Genomic DNA, 22289 nt, shown 5'->3' with positions numbered 1-22289 from the left:
CTCACGGCCGTTTCGCGGGATCTTCTTGGGACGAGGCAAAGGGGTGTGTCAGTTTCTCGTAAGTCAGATGAGTGAGTAACAGCCGATGTCGATGTCACAGACCATGCCGTCTCCGCGAGGTACCGGTCAGTGGAACCGGTACATGATCTCAGTCGCAGCGATCACCTTTCTGCTCGCAACGGCGGATCTTATTTTTGCTTGCACATACTGGCATCAGTTGTATGGCGTGCCGCCATCGCGGCTGCTGCAGAACATTGCTTCGGGACTGCTCGGCAAACCCGCTTTCGCAGGCGGCAATCAGACCATGTTGTTGGGCGTGTTGTTGCAATACGTGATGATGTTCATGATGGTCGGCGCGTATTACATCGCGAGTCGGCGAATTGACACGTTGAACCGCCATCCCTGGATAGTCGGCCTGCTCTACGGTGTGGTGCTGTATGTGGTGATGAATCACATTGTGTTGCCGCTGTCGGCAGCGCCGAAAACGCCGTTCGTACCCAGCTGGATCATCAGTAGCATCGTCGCGCACTTGGTGATCGGAGTATCGATCGCCTATGGCGCTCGCTGGGCTGCGCGATAACGCCAGATAGCTTGTGGGCTATCCGCGCGACGATGTCTGAAACGGCCGCTCGCGTAGCCATTTGGTGGCAATCCACTTCTCGCCTTTCAACACCGGTAGGCCAGCATGCAGCGATGCGGTATCGCCCGTGTCGTAGGCGAAATAGACGGCCGAACCACGCAGCGCCGATACGGTCAGGCCGATTTCCGGGAATGCGGTGCCGCCGCCCGACTCTGGTGTGTTGAGGTACATCACCAGGCTAGCAATGCGCTGGCCGCCTTTGGCAGTGATGGCGGCGAAGCCGGGCTGTTCCGGATCGAACCAGTCGTGATGCGGTTCGTATTGTTGACCGGGAAGGTAATGCAACACCTGCAAGCCCTCACCGTGATCGACGGGGATGCTCAACAGCGTGGCAATTCGCTGCTCGATACGTTTGATCAGCGGCGATTCGCCGATGCCGAAAAACATGCCCTCACTGGTGCGGCGCGCATCGATTTGCTGCTTGCCGCCGCTGTCGACGGTCAAGGCGCGTTGCAGGCGCGGCTTGGCTTCTTTGACCAGCGCTACGCATTCGTCGTGCGAGAGTAGATCGTTGAGCACACGCAGGGTCGGCGATTCAACGCTCAAGGCGACGTGAATGGTACGACCGTCGATGGTCATTTGTGGTGCTTCGGGATGGCGCGTGCGGCGCCCTTGCACTTTCGGTGCCTGCGCATGAGCATCGAGCGCGCTGATCGGCATGTTCAGCACCGTAGCGACGATGCTGCGGCTTTGCCGCGGGTCGTAACCGGTGTCCTGCATCAGTTTGAGAACGGCTTCGACGCTATGCCCGGCGCGGGTGGTGGAAAGAATCCAGTCGCGCAATTCGGGGCGGATCGGGAGGTGCGATTTCATCGGTAAAGCATGCCACAGAGAGTGAATCTGGATGGCTGGCCGCGGCAGCGCGACCAGCCATCCGATCGAACTATTGCAGGCGATCCCACAGGAAATCGTAGGCAAGCGCATGCATATAGGCAGACTGTTTGTTGTCGGCGCCCGCGCCGTGTCCACCTTCGAGGTTCTCGTAGAACCACACGTTCTTGTATCCCATGCCTTCCATCTTCGCTGCCATCTTGCGTGCCTGCACCGGGCCCACGCGATCGTCGCTGGTAGTGGTGTAGAACAAGACGGAAGGATAGGTCGCACCTTTCTTAACGTTCTCGTACGGCGAGAATTTCTGGATGAACGCCCACTGCTTGGGATCATCCGGGTTGCCGTATTCCGCAATCCACGACGCGCCGGCAGAGAGATGGATGTAACGCTTCATATCGAGCAGCGGCACTTCGCAGGCGATGGCACCGAACAACTGCGGATAAAGCGTAAGCATATTGCCCATCAGCAGACCGCCATTGCTGCCACCTTCGGCGCCCAGATGCGAGGGCGACGTCACGCCTCGCTTGATCAGATCCTCCGCCACCGCGGCGAAATCTTCATAAGCGCGAAGACGATTTGCTTGCAATGCCGCCTGATGCCAGCGCGGACCGTATTCGCCGCCGCCGCGGATATTGGCGATGACGTACACGCCGCCACGTTCCAGCCATGCGCGACCGATGCTGCCGCTATAGAACGGCTGCAGCGACACTTCGAAGCCGCCGTAGCCGTACAGCAGGGTGCGATTGCCGCCGTCGAGCATGATGCCTTTCGGCGCGATCTCGAAGTAGGGCACCTGGGTGCCATCTTGTGATGTGACGAAGTGCTGACTGACTTCGAATTTCGACGCATCGAAGAACGTTGGGCCTTGCTTGATGGTCTGCGCCTGACCTTCGCCGAGCACGCCGCGTTCCAGTGACGAGGGGTTGAGGAAACCGGTCACGCTGAGCCAGTACTCATCGCTGTGATCCTGATCGGTATCGATCACTTCTACCGTGCTGAACTGCGGTGCACCAGCCATGTCTTCGCGTTTCCACGGGCCATCGGCTTGTGGAGTCAGCACATCGAGACGGCTTTTCACATCGTCCATGATGTTGAGGATGACGTGATGCCGTGTCCATGCGTAGTTGGACAGCGCGGTGTGCGCGTCCGGTGCAAACAGCGTAGTGAACTGGCGTTTACCCGCCATGAAGTCGTCGAACTTCGTTGCGATCAGTGCACCGGAAGGATACGTGGTGCCGCCGACCGTCCACGCGGAACGAAGCTGCACCAGTAACCACTCGCGGTGTGCATCCACATTCGCGGCGTCTACCGGCACATCGAGATGAATCAATTTGCCGTCTTTGAGCTGATACATGTCGCTGTGGAAGAAATCGTGCGCCACGGAAATGAAATCGCGTTCGAAGCCGGGCGTGCGATCGTGTGCGGCGCTGACGGCGAGATCGCTCGTCTTGCCTTCGTACACCGTCGTGGCGGCGCTCAGCGGCGTGCCGCGTGTCCACATCTTTGCGATGCGCGGATAACTCGATGTGGTCATCGAGCCGGGGCCGAAATCGGTGCCGACATAGAGATGGTTCTCATCGATCCAGCTGGCCTGAGTCTTCGCGACCGACAGCTCAAAGCCACCCTTCACGAACGATTTGCTGGGAATGTCGAACTCTCGTACTTCAATCGCATCGCCACCGTCGGGCGACAAGCTGATCAGGCAGCGAGTGTAGGCGGGCTTGAGACAGTCGCTGCCTTTGTATACCCAGCGCTTGCCCTCGGCCTTGTTCAAAGCGTCGATATCCAGCAGCAACTCCCACTGGGGTTGAGCCTTGCGGTACTCGGCGAGCGTGGTGCGACGCCAAATGCCGCGCGGATGGGCCTTGTCCTGCCAGAAGTTGTAGAGATAGTCGCCGCGGCGTTCGACGTAGGGAATGCGCGCGTTGGAGTCGAGCACTTCCAGGATGCGATCGCGCGTGGTGGTGAACTCGGGGCTGCCGGCAAACTGCTGTTGCGTGACGGCGTTCTGGGCCTTCACCCAATCCATCGCGCGGTCGCCGTGAATGTCTTCCAGCCACAGATAAGGATCGTCGCTGGGGGCCGCCGTGGCGGGGGTCAGATTATTGTCGTGGGCGTAGGTCATGCCGCCCATTATGACGGTGAGCGCCAGGGCGAACCGGGCTGATGTCTTGAAACGCATGCTTCCGCTCCATGGTGGGCGCGAGGCTGGGTCGTCGCGCGGAACAGTCAGCATGCACCTCCCGACCGAAAAAGCCAGTGAGGGAAGTCAGTGACGCGCCGTGGGGGCGACCCTGGGCAGTTTGACGGCAGAGTGCGGCCCAGTCCGGGTCAATGCACGCGCCATGCGCCGCACGGCTTCATCGAGTTCGGTTTCATTGAGATAACTGAAACCGAGGCGTACGTAAGGTTGCTGCCGCTGGTGGAAGTCATAGCGGGTGGCGCTGAAAAACAGCACGCCTTCGCGTTCGCTTTCTCGCGCCCAGGCGGAGATGTCGATGCTTTCATCGACGTGCGCCCAAAGTCCCATGCCGCCGTCCGGAACGCGGAACCGTAAAGCGCTGCCCAGGTGATGGTTCAGTGCAGCAGCCAATGCGTCGCGTCGCGTCGCGTAGATGCGTCGCATGCGGCGTACATGCCGTAGCAACTCACCGTCTTCGAACAACTCGGCGATCGCGCACTCCATCGCCACATCGCTGCGCGCGTCGCTGGCGGCGCGCAACGCCGCGAGATGTTCAAACACCGCCGGTGGCGCCAAGACGAAGCCGGTACCGATGCCCGGGGCGAGCAGGTTGGACAGCGATCCGACATAGATGACATTGGCACGGCCAGGCCCTGCAGCGATGGGCAGCACCGGTTTTCCGGCGTAGTGGAACTCGTGGTCGTAGTCGTCTTCGATGATGGCGAAGCCATGCGAAAGCGCCAGCTGAGCCAGGCGTGCGCGCCGCGATGGCGACATGACGACCGTCGTCGGAAATTGATGATGCGGAGTGAGGAATACGGCGCGGATGCGTTGCCTGGCGAGCAGGGCTTCCAGCGCATCGATATCGAGCCCGTCTTCGTCAAGCGGCAGCGGCACGAGTTGCGCGCCGGCAAGACGCAGCACGCTCCATGCCGGCGGATAACCGAACGCCTCGACGGCCACCACATCGCCGGGCTGCAGCAACATGCGCGCGACGAGATCGATACCTTGTTCGAGACTACGAGTAACCATCAAGCAATCGGCCGTGGCGGGAAGACCGCGTGTACTGCCAAGCATGTTGGCCAACTCCTCGCGCAGACGCCGATGACCGCAGGGATCGGCATAGCCGATCAGCGAATGCCCGCGTTGCGCGATGGCGCGTCGAAAGGCGCGCGCCAGAACCGTAGCGGGAAACAGGCGGGTATCCGGCAAACCGTTGGCAATGACGAGCGTGCCAGGCGTAGGTGCTTTCGTGAGTGAATCGCTGTGTGGAGGAGGCGCAAACGCGTAGGTGGGGATGTCGGTGGTAGGCGCCACGGCGTGAGCTACGGTCGGCATCGGTTCGGCGACAAAGGTGCCGCCGCCCATGCGTGTGCTGACCAGGCCTTCGGCAGCGAGTTCTTCGTATCCCGCGACCACGGTATTTCGGTTCAACGCCAGTTGTTCGGCGAGTTCGCGCGTGCCAGGCAACGGTTCGCCGGCTTTTAGACGTCCAGAACGGATATCGTCGGCAATCGCATTCGCGAGCTGCAGAAAGATCGGCAGTTCGCGTTTGGGATCGAGCGCAATGGTCAATTCCCAGCGACGCATGGTCGGAACTATAGCGCGGACTGGACTAGCCGACATCGCAAAAGTGGCGCTTTTCCAGCTGGTCCGCAGAGTTCAAGCTCCAAATGTTCGTCCCCACGGCTGATTCCAGCCCTACAACTGAATGAAGGAGCATCCCATGCGTCGGATCACGAGCGTGATGGTAGCGGCTGCGTGTGCAACGGGCCTGTTGGTAGGGCCGGCTTCAGTACTCGCCGCACCCGCCCAATATCGGGTTAGCAATCTCGGTTCGCTGGGCGGCACGTCCAGCGCAGGCATCAGCATCAACAACTTCGGACTGGTTAGCGGTTTTTCCAATCTGGCGGGCAATCAGAGCATGCACGCGGCGCTTTGGCTGAATGGCTCGGCGTTTGATCTGGGAACCCTCGGCGGCGCCAACAGCGGCATTACGTGGCCGGTGAAGAACAATTACGGCGTACTGGTCGGTATTGCGGAAACGAGTCAGGTCGATCCGCTCGGCGAGAACTGGAGTTGCTCCGCGTTCTTTCCCACCATCACCGGTCACACCTGCCTCGGTTTCGTGTGGCGATGGGGTCATATGCATGCCTTGCCGACACTCGGCGGCAATAACGGCTTTGCAACCGCTGCCAACGATCTTGGCTTGATTGTGGGGTGGGCGGAAAACACGGTGCATGACTCCACCTGCGATCCCACGTCCACGCAGGTGCTGCAATTCAAGCCGGTGGTGTGGGGGCCAGACGACAACGACATCCAGGCCTTGCCATTGATCAGCGGCGATACCTCCGGTGCTGCCACGGCCATCAACGATCTAGGCCAGATCGTGGGTATCTCGGGTATTTGCGATCAGGCGGTCGGTCGTTATTCGGCCATCCATGCCGTGCTGTGGCAGAACAACAAGGTGACCGATCTCGGCAACCTCGGTGTGTTGGCGTGGAATACGCCGATGGCAATCAACCAGCGAGGTGTCGTGGTGGGCTTTGCGAATGTGCCGGGTGGCGGCAGTGCAGGGAATTTCAATGCGCACGCCTTTATTTGGACGGCTGCCGGCGGCATGCGCGATCTGGGTACGCTGCCTGGCGATTCGATCAGCGAGGCGCTTGGTATCAACGATCAGGGTCTGGTGGTAGGCGAGTCGTGCGGTGCGAGCGGATGTCGCGCGGTGCTGTGGCAGAACGGCAACATCGTCGATCTCAATACGCGAGTCGCGCCCGGTTACAGCGATCAACTGGTTTACGCGAACGACATCAATGATGCGGGCAAGATCACCGGGCAATCATTCAATGCGACATCGGGTGTCAGCTCGACGTTCCTTGCGGTACCCGACGGCCACTAGATGGGCCGGATCGACATTCCCCTCGCCCGATGTGGGCGAGGGGTGTCGTGAAACAGAGCGATGATCGTCAGAGCAACGGAATCAACAACAGCGCCACGATGTTGATGATCTTGATCAGCGGATTCACCGCCGGACCGGCCGTGTCCTTGTAGGGGTCGCCTACCGTATCGCCGGTTACCGCTGCCTTGTGCGCATCGGAACCCTTGCCGCCGAAGTTGCCATCCTCGATGTACTTCTTGGCGTTGTCCCACGCGCCGCCGCCGGTGGTCATCGAAATCGCCACGAACAGGCCGGTGACGATGGTGCCGATCAGCAGGCCGCCCAGTGCGACCGGTCCCAGCAGGAAGCCAACGAGGATCGGAATCAGCACCGGCAACAATGACGGAATCATCATCTCCTTGATCGCCGACTTGGTCAGCATGTCCACGGCGCGCGAGTAATCCGGCTTAGCCGTGCCCAGCATGATGCCGGGGATGTCGCGGAACTGGCGGCGTACTTCTTCCACCACCGCACCGGCCGCACGGCCGACCGCTTCCATCGCCATTGCACCAAACAGATAAGGAATCATGCCGCCGATCAACAGACCGACGATCACGCGATGGTCGGAAAGATCGAACGTCAGCACTTGGCCTGGATGATTTAGACCTAGCTTGTGGGTGTAATCGGCGAACAGCACGAGCGCGGCTAGGCCGGCGGAGCCGATCGCGTAACCCTTGGTCACGGCCTTGGTGGTGTTGCCCACCGCATCCAGCGGGTCGGTGACCCCGCGTACTTCGGGCGGTAGATCTGCCATTTCGGCAATGCCGCCGGCGTTGTCGGTAATCGGGCCGTAGGCATCCAGTGCCACCACCATGCCGGTCATCGACAGCATGGCCGTAGCAGCAATCGCGATGCCGTAAAGGCCAGCAAGGAAGGATGCACCCCAGATCGCCGCACATACGGCGAGCACAGGCAACGCGGTCGACTTCATCGATACGCCAAGGCCAGCGATGATGTTGGTGGCGTGTCCTGTGGTGGATGCGCTGGCGACATGTCTCACCGGGCCATATTCGGTGGCGGTGTAATACTCGGTGATCACCACGATGATGCCGGTAAGCACCAGACCGATGAGCGCGCAGCCGAAGATACGGTTTACGCCAAGCGGTGCGTCAGCCATCAACATCTTCGTGATTGGCCAGAAGGCAATCGCCGCCAGCACGGCAGAGACGAAGACGCCCATGTAAAGCGCATTCATGATCTTGCTGCCGGCCCGTGCGCGCACGAAGAAGGTGCCGATCACAGACGCGATAATCGAAACGCCACCCAACAGCAGTGGATACAGCACCGCGTTCGGGCCCGCCTGATCGATCAGTACGCTACCCAGCAACATGCTGGCGATCAGCGTTACGGCGTAGGTTTCGAACAAGTCAGCCGCCATGCCCGCGCAGTCGCCCACGTTGTCGCCGACGTTGTCGGCGATCACTGCCGGATTGCGCGGATCGTCTTCCGGAATGCCGGCTTCGACTTTGCCGACCAGGTCCGCGCCCACGTCCGCACCTTTGGTGAAGATGCCGCCGCCCAGACGCGCAAAGATCGAAATCAGCGAAGAACCGAAGGCCAGGCCCACCATCGCATGCAGCGCATGGTCCGTGTCATAGCCATGGTGGATGAGCAGGCCGTAATAGCCGGCCACGCCCAGCAAGGCCAGGCCCACGACCAGCATGCCGGTGATCGCACCGCCGCGGAACGCCACGTTCAACGCGGAAGCGAGGCCGCCGCGCGCCGCCTCGGCGGTGCGCACGTTGGCCCGCACCGACACGTTCATACCGATATAACCCGTCGCGCCGGACAGAATGGCGCCGATCGCAAAGCCGATTGCCGTACCCCAGTCCAATGCAAAGCCGATGATCACCAGCAGCACCACGCCCACGAGCGCGATCGTGCGGTACTGGCGGTTGAGGTAGGCGCGTGCGCCTTCCTGGATAGCCGAGGCAATCTCTTGCATACGTTCGTTGCCCGGCGACTTCGCCAGCACCCAACGTACCGAAATCGCCCCGTACAAAATCGCCACGACCGCGCAAGCCAACGCGATCCACAAGCCATACTGCTGCAGCATCGGTGCCTCCCCTCATGTAGTGTCGACCGCCCAAAATGGACGGTTCCTGTCGAGTATAGGCAGAGGATGTGTGACGGAATGTTGTGCGGCGCAGCGGATCGAGGGGAATATCGATCCGCTGCGAACTTACGATGCGTCCGTCTGGCGCGGTATCACGGCCCGAACTTAGGCAAGCGCTTTGGCACCGCGGCGTTTTTCAGTTGCACGTATTTCGGCAAGCCGTCCCGACCATAGGGCAACGGCGCTTCGCCCTGGATCAGCGGGCTGAGATAGCGGCGTGCGGCGGCGGTGATACCGAATCCGTCGCGGGTAAGAAAGCCGGCCGGCATTTTTTTCTCGCGATTGGCGATCTTGTCCAACGCGGCCGGCTCGATCTTCCAACGATAGGGCGCATCGGCCGTGCGTACGACGACCGGCATCACGGCGTTCATGCCCGCCAGTGCGTAATCGACCGCGGCCTTGCCGACGGCGTAGGCCTGCTCCGCATCGGTCTTCGAGGCCATGTGGCGTGCCGAGCGCTGCAGGTAATCGGGCAGCGCCCAGTGATATTTGTAGCCGAGCTTGTCTTTCACCAGCGCGGCAAGCACGGGCGCGACGCCGCCCAGCTGGGTATGACCGAAGGCGTCGCGGGTGCCCGCTTCGGCGAGGAACTGGCCTTCGGCATTGCGGATACCTTCGGAGGCCACCACCGTGCACCAGCCCACGCGCTCCACAGTTGCCTTCACCTTGGCGATAAAGGCAGTCTCGTCGAACACGCGCTCCGGGAACAGAATGATGTGCGGTGGCGCATCGGCGCCTTCACCGGCGAGTCCCGCGGCGGCGGCAATCCAGCCCGCATGACGTCCCATCACTTCCAGAATGAATACCTTGGTCGACGTATCGGCCATCGAAGCGACATCCAGGCTCGCCTCCAGCGTGGACACGGCCGTGTATTTCGCCACCGAGCCAAAACCGGGGCAGCAGTCGGTGACAGCGAGGTCGTTGTCTACCGTCTTGGGTACGCCGATACAGCGAATGTCGTAGCCCATCGCCTTGCCGAGCTGCGAGATTTTCAGTGCGGTGTCGGCCGAATCATTGCCGCCGTTGTAGAGAAACCAGCGGATGTCGTGGGCGCGCAGCACGTCGATCAGGCGCTCGTACTCCGCACGGTTGGTCTCCAGCGATTTCAGCTTGTAGCGACAGGAGCCGAAGGCGCCGCCTGGTGTATGGCGTAGCGCCTCGACGGCCGCGGCGGATTCCTTGCCGGTATCGATCAGCTCCTCGCGCAGGGCGCCCAGGATGCCGTTGCGCGCCGCATACACTTCAATGCCGTGCGCGCGGGCGGTCTGGATCACGCCAGCGGCGGTAGCGTTGATCACGGCGGTCACCCCGCCGGACTGGGCGTAGAGCAGGCGGCCGGTGGCGGGGCGAGCTTTGGACTTCATGGAGCACTCTCCGGGCGATTGAAGGGGCGCGTGTGACAATAAGACTTCCGTCGCGGAACACATACGCATCAGTAACTTGGCGGCGATTCGGGCGAGGCGCGGTTTGACGGCACCCCCTACAGACGCTACCTTGACCCGTATTCATCTAGGTATCCGCGGAACTGCCGCAGTGTGCGGCAGAATGCGGGTCTTGTGGAGTTCTATGCGACTTGTCCTCCTTGGCGCGCCCGGTTCGGGCAAGGGTACCCAGGCCGCCCGGCTCAAGGCCGAACTCGGCGTGCCGCACATCTCGACCGGCGACATGCTGCGTGCGGCGGTGAAAGCGGGTACTCCGCTGGGCCTCAAGGCCAAGGCGGTGATGGACGCCGGACAGCTGGTGTCCGATGACATCCTGCTCGGCATGCTGGAAGAACGCCTCGCCGAACCCGACGCCAAATCCGGTTTCATCCTCGACGGCTATCCGCGCAACCTCGCGCAGGCCGACGCGCTCGATCATCTGCTGACCAAGATCGGTCAGCCGTTGGATGCGGTGGTGAAGCTCGACGTGCCGAACGAAGTGATCATCGGCCGCTGCGAAATCCGCTTCGCCGCCGAGCATCGCCGCGATGACGATCCGGCCGTGGTGCGCGACCGGCTTAAGGTGTATGCCGAACAGACCGCACCGGTCGCCGATTTCTACGCCCGCCGCGGCAAGCTGCAAGTGGTGGACGGTGTGGGCGAACTGGACGAAGTCACCGCACGCGTGAAGCGCGCACTCGCCAACGAAACGGCCGCCGCCAACGGCTGATCACACGGGCCGCTGCCAGCGGCCCGTTTGTCATGCGCGCTTCCCGCGCCTCGATACATTCAACAGGTCCAACATGCGTCTGCACATCCTCGGCATCTGCGGCACCTTCATGGGCGGCGTCGCCGCGTTGGCGCGCGAGCTGGGCGAAACGGTGGAAGGCTCCGATGCCAACGTCTATCCGCCGATGAGCACGCAGCTCGAAGCGCTCGGCATCGACCTGATGCAAGGCTATAAGGCCGAGTACCTTCAGCCTGCGCCCGATCTTGTCGTGGTCGGCAATGCGATGGTGCGCGGTAATCCCGCCGTCGAACACATGTTGGACCAACAGTTGCGTTACATCTCTGGCCCGCAATGGCTGGGCGAGCGCTTGCTGGTCGAACGCGAAGTGCTGGCAGTCGCTGGCACGCATGGCAAAACCACTACCACGAGTCTGCTGGCGCATCTGCTGGAAAGCGCAGGGCTCGCACCGGGATTCCTGATCGGCGGCGTGCCTGGCAATTTCGGCATTTCCGCGCGGTTGGGGCAGGGCAAGCATTTCGTGATCGAGGCGGATGAGTACGACAGCGCGTTCTTCGACAAGCGTTCGAAGTTCGTGCACTACCGTCCGCGCATCGCGATCCTCAACAACCTCGAATACGATCATGCCGACATCTTTCCCGATGTCGCCGCCATCCAGCGTCAGTTCCATCATCTGGTGCGCACGGTGCCTGGCAATGGGCGGTTGATCGTCAATGCGCACGATGCGTATCTTGCTGAGGTGCTCGCGATGGGTTGCTGGACGCCGGTGGAAACCTTCGGCATCGGCAAAGGCGACTGGCAGGCGACGCTGATTGCAGCGGATGGTTCTGCGTTCTCCGTGCAATACAAAGGCAAGTCGATCGGCGAAGTGCATTGGTCCCTGCTCGGCGATCACAGTGTGATGAACGCGCTGGCTGCATTGGCCGCCGCGACGGCAGCGGGCGCCGATCCGCGTGCACTGCTTCCGGCCTTCGGCAGCTTTGAAAGTGTGAAGCGCCGCATGGAGGTTGTAGGTGACATCGACGGTGTGCGCGTCTATGACGATTTCGCGCATCACCCGACAGCCATCGCAACCACGCTGGCCGGCCTGCGCGCGAAAGTGGGCAAGGCGCGAATTCTTGTCGCGCTGGAACCTCGCTCCAATTCGATGCGTCTGGGCGCGCATGCCGATGGCCTCGCGCCGTCGTTGACCGACGCCGATGCGGTGGTGTTTCTGCACCGTCCCGAATTGCCGTGGGATGCGAAGCGCGTGACCGATGCGTTGAAGGGCCGCGCAAGCACCGCGCCAACCGTCGATGCCTTGCTGGCCGCACTGCGAGAACAAACCCGGCCCGGCGACCATGTCGTATTTATGTCCAACGGCGGCTTCGAGAACGCACCGCGCCGTTTCGTCGCGGCGTTGGGTAATTCGCCGCACTAACCGATAGTGCGTCGAAACGTGGCGGCTGGTCTGGCTAAAATTGCCCCATGGCTGCCCAGCTTCCCTTCATCGAAGTGCCGTTGTTCCCGCTCAACACCGTGCTTTTTCCGGGTGGGCAATTGCAGCTGCGCATCTTCGAGCCGCGCTATCTCGACCTGGTTCGCGAATGCACCCGCACCGGATCGGCCTTCGGCGTCTGCCTGATCCTCGACGGAAGCGAAGTGGGCATGCCGGCCCGGCCAGCCGCGGTGGGTACGCTGGCGCGCATCACGGATTTCAATAACCGCGAAGATGGTTTGCTCGGCATCGTCACCAAGGGCGGCGAGCGCTTTCGCGTGCTGCGCACACGTGTGCGTTCGGACGGATTGCTGCGCGGTGAAGTGGAGCTGTGGCCGGACGAGGCTGCCGAGCAGGTGCCGGTGGAATTCGCTTTGCTGCAGACGATTGTGGAGCGGTTGATAGAAACCATGGGGCCGCATTGGCGTCACGCGCCACGCTCGTCTTACGACGACGCCGGATGGCTTGGTTTCCGCCTCGCCGAATTATTGCCGCTGGCGGGCGAAGAACAGCAGCAGCTGCTGGAAATGACCGATCCCTTGCAGCGGTTGGCCGCTCTGCGCGATATCCTGCCTCGTTTCCAAAAAGCCTGAGAGGCACCGAATATGAGCAACCTTGCCGGCAAGACCTTGTTCATCACCGGCGCCTCGCGCGGTATCGGGCTAGCCATTGCGCTGCGCGCTGCGCGCGACGGTGCCAACGTGGTCATCGCGGCCAAGAGCGGTGTACCGAACCCCAAGTTGCCGGGCACGATTCATACCGCCGCGGCGGAAGTCGAGGCGGCTGGCGGCAAGGCACTCGCGCTGCAAGTCGACATTCGCGAAGAAGCCGAGGTGCATGCCGCGGTCGCACAAGCGGTGGAGCGTTTCGGCGGTATCGATATCGTGGTGAACAATGCCAGTGCGATCTGGCTGGCCGGTACCGAAGGCACGCCGATGAAGCGCTATGACCTGATGCACCAGGTCAATACCCGCGGCACGTTTATGGTCACCCAGGCCTGCTTGCCGCACCTCAAGAAGGCGGGCAATCCGCACGTGCTGATGATGGCGCCGCCGCCGAACCTGGACCCGAAGTGGTTCGCACCGCATACCGCCTACACCATCGCCAAGTACGGCATGAGCCTTTGCGTACTGGGCATGAGCGCGGAGTTCGCGCCGCTGGGGATCGCGGTGAATGCGTTATGGCCGCGCACGGTGATTGCTACGGCGGCCATCGCCATGATCGATGGCGTCAAGCCCGAGCAGTGTCGTCGCCCGGAGATCGTCGCCGACGCGGCCCATGCCTTGCTGGTTCAGTCGGCCCGCCAATGCACCGGGCGGTTCGCGATCGACGAAGAGGTCCTGCGCGAAGCGGGGATACACAATTTCGACGCCTATGCCTACCAGATCGGTGCCCCGTTGTTGCCCGATTTGTTCCTGAACTAAATCGTTCAAGAAATTCCCCAGGGTTGTCATCAGGCCGCCGTCATTCGGCGCGTAAGATCCGTCCACTCGTCGCCTCCGACCGGGGCGGCAGACGGGAAGGGCGGCTGGCTAAAAAGTGATCACCCGAAGAGAAACGGGTGTATATTCTGTGAACTGCACCACATATCTGTAGTGCAAGCTGGCTTTTGGGGTAGCGCGGGATACCTGCCGACTCGGATGTGGCAGGGCTGTAGGTCAGCAATCCTGGAGGGAGGCGTTGCGATGACTAGCGATACATCGATCCGTTGTGTCGTGTGGTTTGGTGAGCCCACGAGCGCTGAAAGAATGCGGTTGGCGCAGGCTGGATGGCACACGCGTGTGGCCGATCCGAGTGCGCAGGGTGGCGGCGTCGGTATCCGGCGTGGTGACACTGTGGTTGCGATGGCCGATCTACGTAATGCAGATGTTGATGCGTTGCGTGAGATGGCCCGATTGATGGCCGATCATCCACGACTTCCCTGGTTGGCGCTGCTCTCAGCCGATACGGTTGTGCAGACACCCGAAGTCGAACTTGTTCTTCGCGCGAGCATCGATTTCTTTACTGCACCGATCGACGTGCAGCGCTTGGTCGAAACGCTTGGCACGCTCGCGGGTAACACACCGCCACCGATTGCCTATGCCGATGTGCCGGGTATCACCGGCACGAGTCCGGCGATGATGGCTGTCGTGGCGAGCCTACGCAAATATGCACCGGTGGATTTGCCAGTGTTGATCACGGGTGAAACCGGCACCGGTAAGGAAATTGCCGCGCGCGCGTTGCATAAGCTGTCCGCGCGGCGGGATCATCCCTTCGCGGCGATCAATTGCGGAGCATTGCCTCCGAACTTAGTGCAGTCGGAACTGTTTGGACACGAACGCGGTTCGTTCACCGGCGCCAATGCGCGTCGCATCGGCCACTTCGAGGCCGCCGCTGGTGGCACGGTTTTCCTCGATGAAATCGGTGATCTGCCGCCGGATGCGCAGATCAGTCTGTTGCGATTGCTGCAGGAAGGCACGCTGGAACGTGTCGGTTCGACGCAATCGATCAAACTCGACGTGCGTGTGCTGGCAGCGACCCACGTGGATCTGGAAAAAGCGGTGGCGCAAGGTCGCTTCCGCGAGGACCTCTATTACCGGCTGAACGTGTTGCGCTTGCGCATGCCTGGTTTGCGCGAACGCGGAGACGATGTGTTGCAGCTGGCTCAGCTCTTCCTCGATGCATTTCGCAAACAGCATGAATGCAATGCCACTACGTTCAGTGTGCTGGCGCGGAAGGCACTACGCGATTTCAGCTGGCCGGGCAATGTGCGAGAGCTGCTCAATCGCGTACAACGCGCGGCCGTGGTGGCGGAAAACGCACAGATCAGCGTCAGCGATCTGGATTTGCAGGACGTCGTGGCGACGCGTGCAGGCCATTCCAGTCTAGGCCTCACCCGGACGTCCGCCGAGCGCGATGCGGTGGTGGCTTGCCTGCGCGAAACCCGTTTCAACATCAGCGAGTGCGCACGCCGTTTGAAAGTATCGCGTGTGACCATCTACCGGCTATGCAAGAAGCATCAGCTGGTGCTGGAAGATATGCACTGAACTCCTGGTACGTATGCGTGCAGCGCGTGTACCGCGCTGCACGCGATTGGACAGCGCGCGGGCAAAACTCACGTCGCCCGCGTACGCTGACCTGTTCACGCAGACTCGGCTAGCCCGAGCAAGCCGGTTTATCTAAACCGGCAAGTCGCAAGTCCCTTTCCCCCTCGTCCTTGCAATGGGAAGACCCCCGGCCCGCAGGGGACGGGCCGGGGGCTTCCACATGGTGCCCGGCGGCATGTCGCCGGGTTACCGCCCTCATCGCCGTCTTGCGACGGCACATTCTTTGACTGCTTTCCCACTCGGGCTGGGGACTGCCATCGACAGGCTGTTGCTCGGCATGTTGTCGGTGCCCGCCGCCTGGTTAAGACCGCGGCGGCCGCTGAAACCGGAAGCAACGTTGTGTCGTGAACTGTCCGTGGGCAAGCCTCCCCTACATTTCCCTGAAGAATGGATGGCAAACACCGTGCCAGCACTGGAAAACCCAGTAAAACCGGGGCTCAGCGTGAATAGTTCGTCTAGATGGCGTGCAGCGGTTGTGACAGCTTGTTACAGGCTGCGGATGTCTCGGACGGCCGCAGATGCAGCTGCTGCAGCGTTTTCTACAGGTGTAACATCATTGATACAGTGCGCGTTGCGATGGACAACGCTGGCGTATGTTCGACAGGCTGGCGTCATCAGCGAGCGCTGACTAGGATGTGTTTCACTCCATTCCCATGGCTCCGGCTCGGTCATTGCGATCGCGCCGAGCTAGTACTTGTATCAAGCGCAGGAGCTCTCCGTGTCATCTCTCGTCGACCTCGGCAAACGCTATTGGCTGCCGATCTATAAACCGCGCGAACTGGTGCTCGATCACGGCATGGGTGCGCGCGTCTGGGATACGGAACAACGCGATTACGTCGACTTCGGCGCAGGCATTGCCGTTAATGCGCTCGGTCATCAGGATCCGGATCTGCTTGCTGCGCTGACGACGCAGGCGGGCAAGTTGTGGCACAGCAGCAACGTGTTCTATACGGAACCGCCATTGCGCTTGGCGCAGGAGTTGGTGACAGCGTCGGGTTTTGCCGAGCGTGTTTTCCTATGCAACTCCGGTGCTGAAGCCAACGAGGCGGCGATCAAACTGGTGCGCAAATGGGCCACGGCACAAGGCAGGTCGCCGGAGCAACGCGTGATCGTGACGTTCCGCGGCTCGTTCCACGGACGCACACTGGCAACGGTCACCGCCACAGCACAACCAAAATACCAGGAAGGTTACGAACCGCTTCCCGGCGGCTTTCGTTATCTTGATTTCAATGACGTAGCTGCGCTTGAAACTGCGTTCGCCGCCGGCGATGTTGCCGCCGTGATGCTGGAGCCGGTGCAAGGCGAAGGCGGTGTATTGCCCGCCGCCCCAGGCTTTCTGAAACGTGTGCGGGAACTGTGCGACACGCACGGCGCGTTGTTGGTGCTGGATGAAATCCAGAGCGGCATGGGGCGCACTGGCACGCTGTTCGCCCACGTGCAGGATGGTGTCACGCCGGACATCGTCACATTGGCGAAGGCATTGGGTTGCGGCTTCCCGATCGGCGCCATGCTGGCGGGTCCGAAAGTCGCCCAGATCATGCAGTTCGGCGCGCACGGCACCACCTTCGGCGGCAATCCGATGGCGGCCGCTGTCGCGCGCGTTGCGTTGCGTAAGCTCGCGTCGACCGAATTGCTGGCGCACGTGCAACGTCAATCCGCCAAGTTGCGCGAGGCGTTGGCATTGCTCGGCACGGAATTGGGTGTGTTTTCCGAAGTGCGCGGACGTGGCCTGATGCTCGGCGCCGTGCTTGCCGAACCTTATCGTGGCAAAGCGGGCGAGATACTCGATTTCGCCGCGGCACATGGTCTGCTGGTGTTGCAGGCGGGTCCGGATGTGTTGCGCTTCGTGCCGCCGTTGAATATCACCGATGAAGAGTTGGTCGATGGCCTGGCGCGTCTTCGCGTCGCATTGAACGCGTTCGTAGGGCGATAATGCATTCGTCTAAGTGACAACGATCAGGAACAACACGATGAAATACCTGCACAGCATGGTCCGTGTGCATGACCTCGATGCATCGCTGCGTTTCTACTGCGAAGGCCTGGGTCTCAAGCAGGTGCGCCGCAAGGACGTACCGGAAGGCAAGTTCACCTTGGTTTTTCTTGCGGCGCCGAATAGCCCGGAAGCAGAGATCGAGCTCACCTATAACTGGGGCTCGGACGAGGATTACGGTTCGGCGCGCAATTTCGGCCATCTGGCCTTTTGCGTCGAGGACATCTACGCAACCTGCGATCGGTTGCAGTCGATGGGTTACACCATTCATCGCCCGCCGCGCGACGGTCACATGGCCTTCGTACGCTCACCGGATCATATTTCCATTGAGCTGCTACAAGACGGTCATCTGCCAGCGCGCGAGCCTTGGGCTTCGATGCCCAATACGGGTAGCTGGTGATCCTAAGTGTTGGCGCGGCTTACAAGTCCGGTAGGACAGGGAGGCCACGAAAGTCAGGTTAGCTTCAAAAGTTCAACCTGCCCTCTGTTTCCGTGAGCAGCCTGTTGCTTGCTTGTACGCCACGTTGCGTGGAGCGAGAAACGGTTGAGAAGGTCGAGCCAACATCCATTAGTCAAGAGGATATTTCCGCCAAACCAACGGCGGGAATATCTCGCCGCATCGACTCAGGGCGCGCTCCAGCCATCGTCTTGCAGCGCCGCCAACGAGCAACGGTGCATCGAACTGTCCGCTAGTTAAAGATGCGCTTGTTCCGTTCTGGACACGGCAGGCTATCGTGCTTTAGCTTGCTCTCAGCCACGAACATTGATGTTCATGGCATTCACAAATTTGGAGATTCGCCCCGATGCGTAAGACAATGCTTGCCGCTTTCATCGTTGTCGCTTCCGTGCTGACTGTTCCTGCCTTTGCGCAGGATGCAGCCAAGACTGCCAGCACCGACGCGGCCGCACCGGCTGCCGCCATGCAGCAGGATGCCGCTAATACCGCAGATCACGCTGCCACCAAGGCTGACACTGTAGTCGAGCACAGCAGCCACAAGGCCAAGCATGCCGCACACAAGTCCGCTGCTGCGGCGCATAAGTCGGCTGCCGAAGCACACAAGTCCGCTGCCGATGCGCATGAAGCAGCAGCTGCAGCGCATGAATCCGCCGCCGCTACCGGCGGCAACTAAGCACACACGGTTTCAATAGTACGTAGAAACCAAGCTCCAGCAGGTGACCGCTGGGGCTTTTTTTGTGCACCCGGCAGCGGGCGGCACATTAGTCAAAAAGGCCGAAGCCGAAGATGTCAGTCGTTCTTAGATGGTAGTGCGGTGCCGCAGATCCTGCAGTGACGCGCATCGCCCTCATGATCGGCCTGACCGCAGTGCGTGCAAGACACACGCTTGCGTTTAGCCCGCATGCCTGCGGCCAGCTCCGCCGTGAAGATGCCGGTAGGAACTGCGATGATGCTGTAGCCGATCAGGATGATCAGCGAAGTAAGCAGTTTTCCCAGTGTGGTTTTCGGCGTGATATCGCCGAAGCCCACCGTCGTCATGGTGACGATGGCCCAGTACATCGAGGTTGGAATCGAGGTGAAACCATCCTCTGGTCCTTCGATGAGATACATCAGCGCGCCGAAGATCAACACCAGCGTAAGGATGGTGCTGAAGAAGATCAGCACCTTGCGGCGCGCACGAACTAGCGTGAACCACAGCAGATCAGCTTCACCCACGTAGCGGGTCAACTTGAGTATTCGGAAGATGCGCAGGATGCGCAGTGCACGCACCACCAGCAGATACTGGCTGCCTGCCGCAACGAGACTGATCCAGGTCGGCAGCACCGCAAGTATGTCGACGATGCCGAAGAAGCTCCGCATGTAGCGCCATGGACGATCGACCACGGTAATGCGCATCACGTATTCAACCGTGAACGCCAACGTGAAAAACCACTCGAGCGCGTAAAAAATGGAGCCGTACAGAATATGGGCTTGGGCAACGGTGTCGAATACCGCCACCGCGATGCTGGCCAGGATGGCGACAATCAGTATGACGTCGAATAATCGCCCCGCCGCGTCTTCGTGTCCGAAAATAATGTGAAACCACCGCACTCGCCACGCTGCACCCGATGCGGGCCGAAGGGTGCTGTCGAACGGCGAGTGCTCGGACATGGCGATTAGCCGGAGCGTGCCAAGCGCATTGCTATGCGTGCCGCTTCAAGCGTCGCGGCGATATCGTCATCGCTGTGCGCAGAGGACAAGAATCCGGCCTCGAAGGCGCTGGGTGCCAGGTAAACACCGCGTTCGAGCATGCCGTGGAAGAACCGATTGAACATCGTTACGTCGGCAGCGGTGGCCTGCGCGTAGCTGTCCACTTTTTCGCGCGTGAAGAACAGACCGAACATGCCGCCCACCCGGTTGGTACTGAACGGAATACCTTCGCCATCGGCCACCGCTTGCAACCCATCGGTGAGCAAGCGCGTGCGTGCGGCCAGTGTGTCATAGAAGCCTGGCGCCTGTATCAGTTCGAGCATGGCGAGACCTGCCGCCATCGCCACGGGATTGCCGCTCAATGTGCCGGCCTGGTAGATCGGGCCCGCTGGTGCAATCTGCTCCATCAAATTGCGGCGACCGCCGTAAGCGCCCACCGGCATGCCGCCGCCAATGATTTTACCGAAGGTGGTGAGATCGGGTTTTACACCGTAGTGCGCCTGGGCACCGCCGAGCGCAACGCGAAAGCCCGTCATCACTTCGTCGAAGATCAACAGTGCGCCGTAACGTGTGCACAATTCGCGCAGGCCTTGCAGATAACCGTCCTTCGGCGGGATGCAGTTCATGTTGCCGGCGACTGGTTCGATGATCAGGCCCGCGATGTCTGCACCGTGTTCGGCGAATAGCACCTGTGCTGCGGCGAGATCGTTGTAAGGCAGTGTCAGCGTGAGATCGGCATTCGCCTTGGGCACGCCTGGCGAGGTTGGTACGCCGAAGGTCAGCGCACCCGAGCCGGCTTTCACTAGAAAGCTGTCGCCGTGACCGTGATAGCAGCCCTCGAATTTCACAATCTTGCTGCGACCTGTTGCGCCACGGGCAAGGCGGATCGCCGACATGGTCGCCTCTGTGCCGGAGTTCACCATGCGCACCATGTCCACGGATGGCACCAGTCGCACGATAGTCTCGGCCATGGTGACCTCGGCCGGGCAGGGCGTGCCGAACGACAAGCCATCGCGTACTGCGCGTTCTACCGCTTCGCGCACTTTCGGATGATTGTGTCCGACGATCATCGGTCCCCACGAACCGACATAGTCGATATAACGCTTGCCTTCCACGTCCCACAAATAAGCGCCGTCGGCGCGCGCAGTGAAGAACGGTTCGCCGCCGACCGATTTGAATGCGCGGACCGGAGAATTCACGCCGCCGGGCATCAGTTGTAGGGCGCGTTGGAACAGTTCGTGGTTCGTCATGAGGAAACGGCTCGGTCAAAGGAATAAAGTTGGCTGAAGCGATGTGCGGCGGCGCGGATATCCGGTGCACCGAATACGGCCGAGATCACGGCCAGATAGTCGGCGCCTGCCTCCACCAGAAGGGCGCCATTGTCCGGTGTGATTCCGCCGATCGCTACCCGTGGAATGCCAAGCGTGGCGCTCTGTCGCAGCAGTTCGATTCCCGCGCGTCGCGCCAATGGCTTGGTTGGCGAGGCGAAGAACGCTCCGAAGGCGACATAGCTTGCACCTTGTCGCGCCGCCTCTTGTGCACGTTCTAAGGAGTCGTAGCAGGACATGCCAATGATGGCGTTTGGACCCAATACCTCGCGGGCGTTGGCGACGCTGTCATCCGCTTCGCCCAGGTGCACGCCGTCTGCACCGATGATGCGCGCAAGGTCGATATCGTCGTTGACGATCAACGGTACGGCGTATTCGCGACAAAGCGCGAGTAGAGTGTTGGCCTCCTTTTGCCTGCGCATCGGTTCGTGCGTCTTGTCGCGGTACTGCACCAATCGCGCGCCGCCGATAAGCGCCTGCTCTACGGTTTCCGCTAGGTCCGCGCGAGGACCATCGGTGATGACATAAAGGCCGCGACCCGGGAAGGGTGAGGAAGTCATAGATACGCTTGCAAAGGTGGGTACGGCCGACTTTCGCATCGGCGGAGGAGTTGCGAGAATGCACCATTCACTTCGATCTGGCGACGTACTCATGAACCAAGTTTCCACCGACACCACCCTACGCAAATGGATGTGCGTGGTCTGCGGCTTCATCTATGACGAGGCCCTTGGATTGCCGGAGGAGGGCATCGAGCCCGGTACGCGCTGGAGCGATGTGCCCGATACCTGGACTTGCCCGGATTGTGGCGCGACCAAGGATGATTTCGAAATGATCGAAATCGACTGATCCGCCGCTCACTGCCGGCAAATCGCCCGATTTCGCCTGCGCCCAGGCCGTTTCTCCTGTTGGAATGATCCTCGTCGACTCCTATCCCCGAGGAACGGTCATGCAGCAATTCATTCCCTTCGAAGACGACTGGGACGCGCTGGAACAGCTGCGTCCTGAAGCGTTGATTCCATACCGCGTCGGCCTCGTTCCAGCGCACCCGCCGACTTCTGCGTCAGCGCCGCTTGTCGAGGCACCCGAAGCATCCCTGCCGAACGTGCCGTCCACATAGCGCGCGGTGTCGTTGGACAGCTTCAACACATAGCGCGGATTTGGCGTCGGGCGTGTTTAGCCCCTTCCCCTAGCCCATGGCTGGCGCTATGATCTCACCCCCTCCGACGAGCAGCCCTTGCTCGAAGGCCCCCATCAAACCCAGATGACTTTTCAAATTTTGGGTGTTGACGGAAGGTGAAAGGGATGTAGAATGGGCGGCTCACCCGGGACGAAAGGTCTTCGGGGCGGTTCGAGAAACGGACTGCAAGTGGTTGATCTTTGACA

At 61.0% G+C, this 22289-nt stretch carries 20 protein-coding genes; 12 read left to right on the top strand and 8 right to left on the bottom strand.

From position 1 onward, the window contains the following. Positions 1 to 142 precede the first annotated feature (142 nt). Complete coding sequence (locus QQL64_RS00100; protein WP_284394872.1) at positions 143 to 580, top strand: hypothetical protein; 438 nt, start codon at positions 143 to 145, stop codon at positions 578 to 580. An 18-nt stretch (positions 581 to 598) separates the two neighbouring features. Here QQL64_RS00100 and QQL64_RS00095 read toward each other — a convergent pair whose 3' ends face one another. The 3 genes from QQL64_RS00095 to pdxR all read right to left on the bottom strand — a co-directional run bounded on the left by QQL64_RS00095 (position 599) and on the right by pdxR (position 5243). Next, positions 599 to 1453, bottom strand: coding sequence for a 2OG-Fe(II) oxygenase (locus QQL64_RS00095; protein ID WP_284394871.1), 855 nt, complete (start codon positions 1451 to 1453; stop codon positions 599 to 601). A 70-nt stretch (positions 1454 to 1523) separates the two neighbouring features. Beyond that, a complete protein-coding gene (locus QQL64_RS00090) occupies positions 1524 to 3653 on the bottom strand; it encodes a prolyl oligopeptidase family serine peptidase (RefSeq protein ID WP_284394870.1) in 2130 nt (709 codons plus the stop codon). Between the two features lie 87 nt (positions 3654 to 3740). Continuing rightward, a complete protein-coding gene (gene pdxR / locus QQL64_RS00085; protein ID WP_284394868.1) occupies positions 3741 to 5243 on the bottom strand; it encodes a MocR-like pyridoxine biosynthesis transcription factor PdxR in 1503 nt (500 codons plus the stop codon). Between the two features lie 136 nt (positions 5244 to 5379). Between pdxR and QQL64_RS00080 the strand changes: the two genes are divergently transcribed. Then, the gene (locus QQL64_RS00080; protein ID WP_284394867.1) at positions 5380 to 6555 is read left to right on the top strand and encodes a hypothetical protein; all 1176 of its coding nucleotides are present in this window, start codon (positions 5380 to 5382) and stop codon (positions 6553 to 6555) included. Between the two features lie 67 nt (positions 6556 to 6622). Here the strand turns inward: QQL64_RS00080 and QQL64_RS00075 are convergent, their stop codons facing one another. Continuing rightward, complete coding sequence (locus QQL64_RS00075; RefSeq protein ID WP_284394866.1) at positions 6623 to 8650, bottom strand: sodium-translocating pyrophosphatase; 2028 nt, start codon at positions 8648 to 8650, stop codon at positions 6623 to 6625. A gap of 152 nt (positions 8651 to 8802) precedes the next feature. Further along, positions 8803 to 10074: a 6-phosphofructokinase gene (locus tag QQL64_RS00070; protein ID WP_284394864.1), complete on the bottom strand. Its 1272-nt coding sequence runs from the start codon at positions 10072 to 10074 to the stop codon at positions 8803 to 8805. Positions 10075 to 10276: 202 nt separating this feature from the next. Between QQL64_RS00070 and QQL64_RS00065 the strand changes: the two genes are divergently transcribed. The 8 genes from QQL64_RS00065 (at position 10277) to QQL64_RS00030 (ending at position 18562) form a co-directional block, all read left to right on the top strand. Then, positions 10277 to 10861, top strand: a complete 585-nt coding sequence (locus QQL64_RS00065) for an adenylate kinase (protein ID WP_284394863.1) — start codon at positions 10277 to 10279, stop codon at positions 10859 to 10861. A gap of 73 nt (positions 10862 to 10934) precedes the next feature. After that, positions 10935 to 12299 carry a UDP-N-acetylmuramate:L-alanyl-gamma-D-glutamyl-meso-diaminopimelate ligase gene (gene mpl, locus QQL64_RS00060; protein ID WP_284394861.1) on the top strand — a complete coding sequence of 455 codons (1365 nt, stop codon included), beginning with the start codon at positions 10935 to 10937 and terminating at the stop codon, positions 12297 to 12299. Between the two features lie 47 nt (positions 12300 to 12346). After that, complete coding sequence (locus QQL64_RS00055) at positions 12347 to 12949, top strand: LON peptidase substrate-binding domain-containing protein (protein WP_284394859.1); 603 nt, start codon at positions 12347 to 12349, stop codon at positions 12947 to 12949. A gap of 12 nt (positions 12950 to 12961) precedes the next feature. After that, positions 12962 to 13780: an SDR family oxidoreductase gene (locus tag QQL64_RS00050; protein ID WP_284394857.1), complete on the top strand. Its 819-nt coding sequence runs from the start codon at positions 12962 to 12964 to the stop codon at positions 13778 to 13780. A 261-nt stretch (positions 13781 to 14041) separates the two neighbouring features. Further along, positions 14042 to 15382: a sigma-54 dependent transcriptional regulator gene (locus tag QQL64_RS00045; RefSeq protein ID WP_284394855.1), complete on the top strand. Its 1341-nt coding sequence runs from the start codon at positions 14042 to 14044 to the stop codon at positions 15380 to 15382. Positions 15383 to 16160: 778 nt separating this feature from the next. Then, positions 16161 to 17375 carry an acetylornithine transaminase gene (locus QQL64_RS00040; RefSeq protein ID WP_284394853.1) on the top strand — a complete coding sequence of 405 codons (1215 nt, stop codon included), beginning with the start codon at positions 16161 to 16163 and terminating at the stop codon, positions 17373 to 17375. A gap of 37 nt (positions 17376 to 17412) precedes the next feature. Beyond that, positions 17413 to 17832: a VOC family protein gene (locus QQL64_RS00035; protein WP_284394851.1), complete on the top strand. Its 420-nt coding sequence runs from the start codon at positions 17413 to 17415 to the stop codon at positions 17830 to 17832. Positions 17833 to 18235: 403 nt separating this feature from the next. Next, entirely contained in the window at positions 18236 to 18562 is a 327-nt protein-coding gene (locus QQL64_RS00030) for a hypothetical protein (protein ID WP_284394849.1), read from the top strand. Between the two features lie 116 nt (positions 18563 to 18678). Here the strand turns inward: QQL64_RS00030 and QQL64_RS00025 are convergent, their stop codons facing one another. The 3 genes from QQL64_RS00025 to thiE are packed head-to-tail and all read right to left on the bottom strand — an operon-like array spanning position 18679 to position 21466. Beyond that, complete coding sequence (locus tag QQL64_RS00025) at positions 18679 to 19539, bottom strand: ion transporter (protein ID WP_284394846.1); 861 nt, start codon at positions 19537 to 19539, stop codon at positions 18679 to 18681. A 5-nt stretch (positions 19540 to 19544) separates the two neighbouring features. Next, positions 19545 to 20828 carry a glutamate-1-semialdehyde 2,1-aminomutase gene (gene hemL / locus QQL64_RS00020; RefSeq protein WP_284394844.1) on the bottom strand — a complete coding sequence of 428 codons (1284 nt, stop codon included), beginning with the start codon at positions 20826 to 20828 and terminating at the stop codon, positions 19545 to 19547. Then, positions 20825 to 21466: a thiamine phosphate synthase gene (gene thiE, locus QQL64_RS00015; RefSeq protein ID WP_284394842.1), complete on the bottom strand. Its 642-nt coding sequence runs from the start codon at positions 21464 to 21466 to the stop codon at positions 20825 to 20827. The genes hemL and thiE overlap by 4 nt, the downstream gene beginning before the upstream one ends. 91 nt (positions 21467 to 21557) lie before the next feature. Here thiE and QQL64_RS00010 point away from each other — a divergent pair, with 91 nt between their 5' ends. Both QQL64_RS00010 and QQL64_RS00005 read left to right on the top strand, forming a co-directional pair. Continuing rightward, on the top strand, positions 21558 to 21752 hold the full coding sequence (locus QQL64_RS00010; protein ID WP_284394837.1) for a rubredoxin: 195 nt from the start codon (positions 21558 to 21560) through the stop codon (positions 21750 to 21752). 100 nt (positions 21753 to 21852) lie between these two features. Beyond that, on the top strand, positions 21853 to 22023 hold the full coding sequence (locus QQL64_RS00005) for a hypothetical protein (RefSeq protein WP_284394835.1): 171 nt from the start codon (positions 21853 to 21855) through the stop codon (positions 22021 to 22023). Positions 22024 to 22289: the final 266 nt, after the last annotated feature.

The sequence above is a fragment of the Dyella lipolytica genome (genome assembly GCF_030160075.1).
Classification (GTDB): Bacteria; Pseudomonadota; Gammaproteobacteria; order Xanthomonadales; family Rhodanobacteraceae; genus Dyella_B; species Dyella_B lipolytica.
This window is presented reverse-complemented; position numbering and strand designations above follow the sequence as displayed.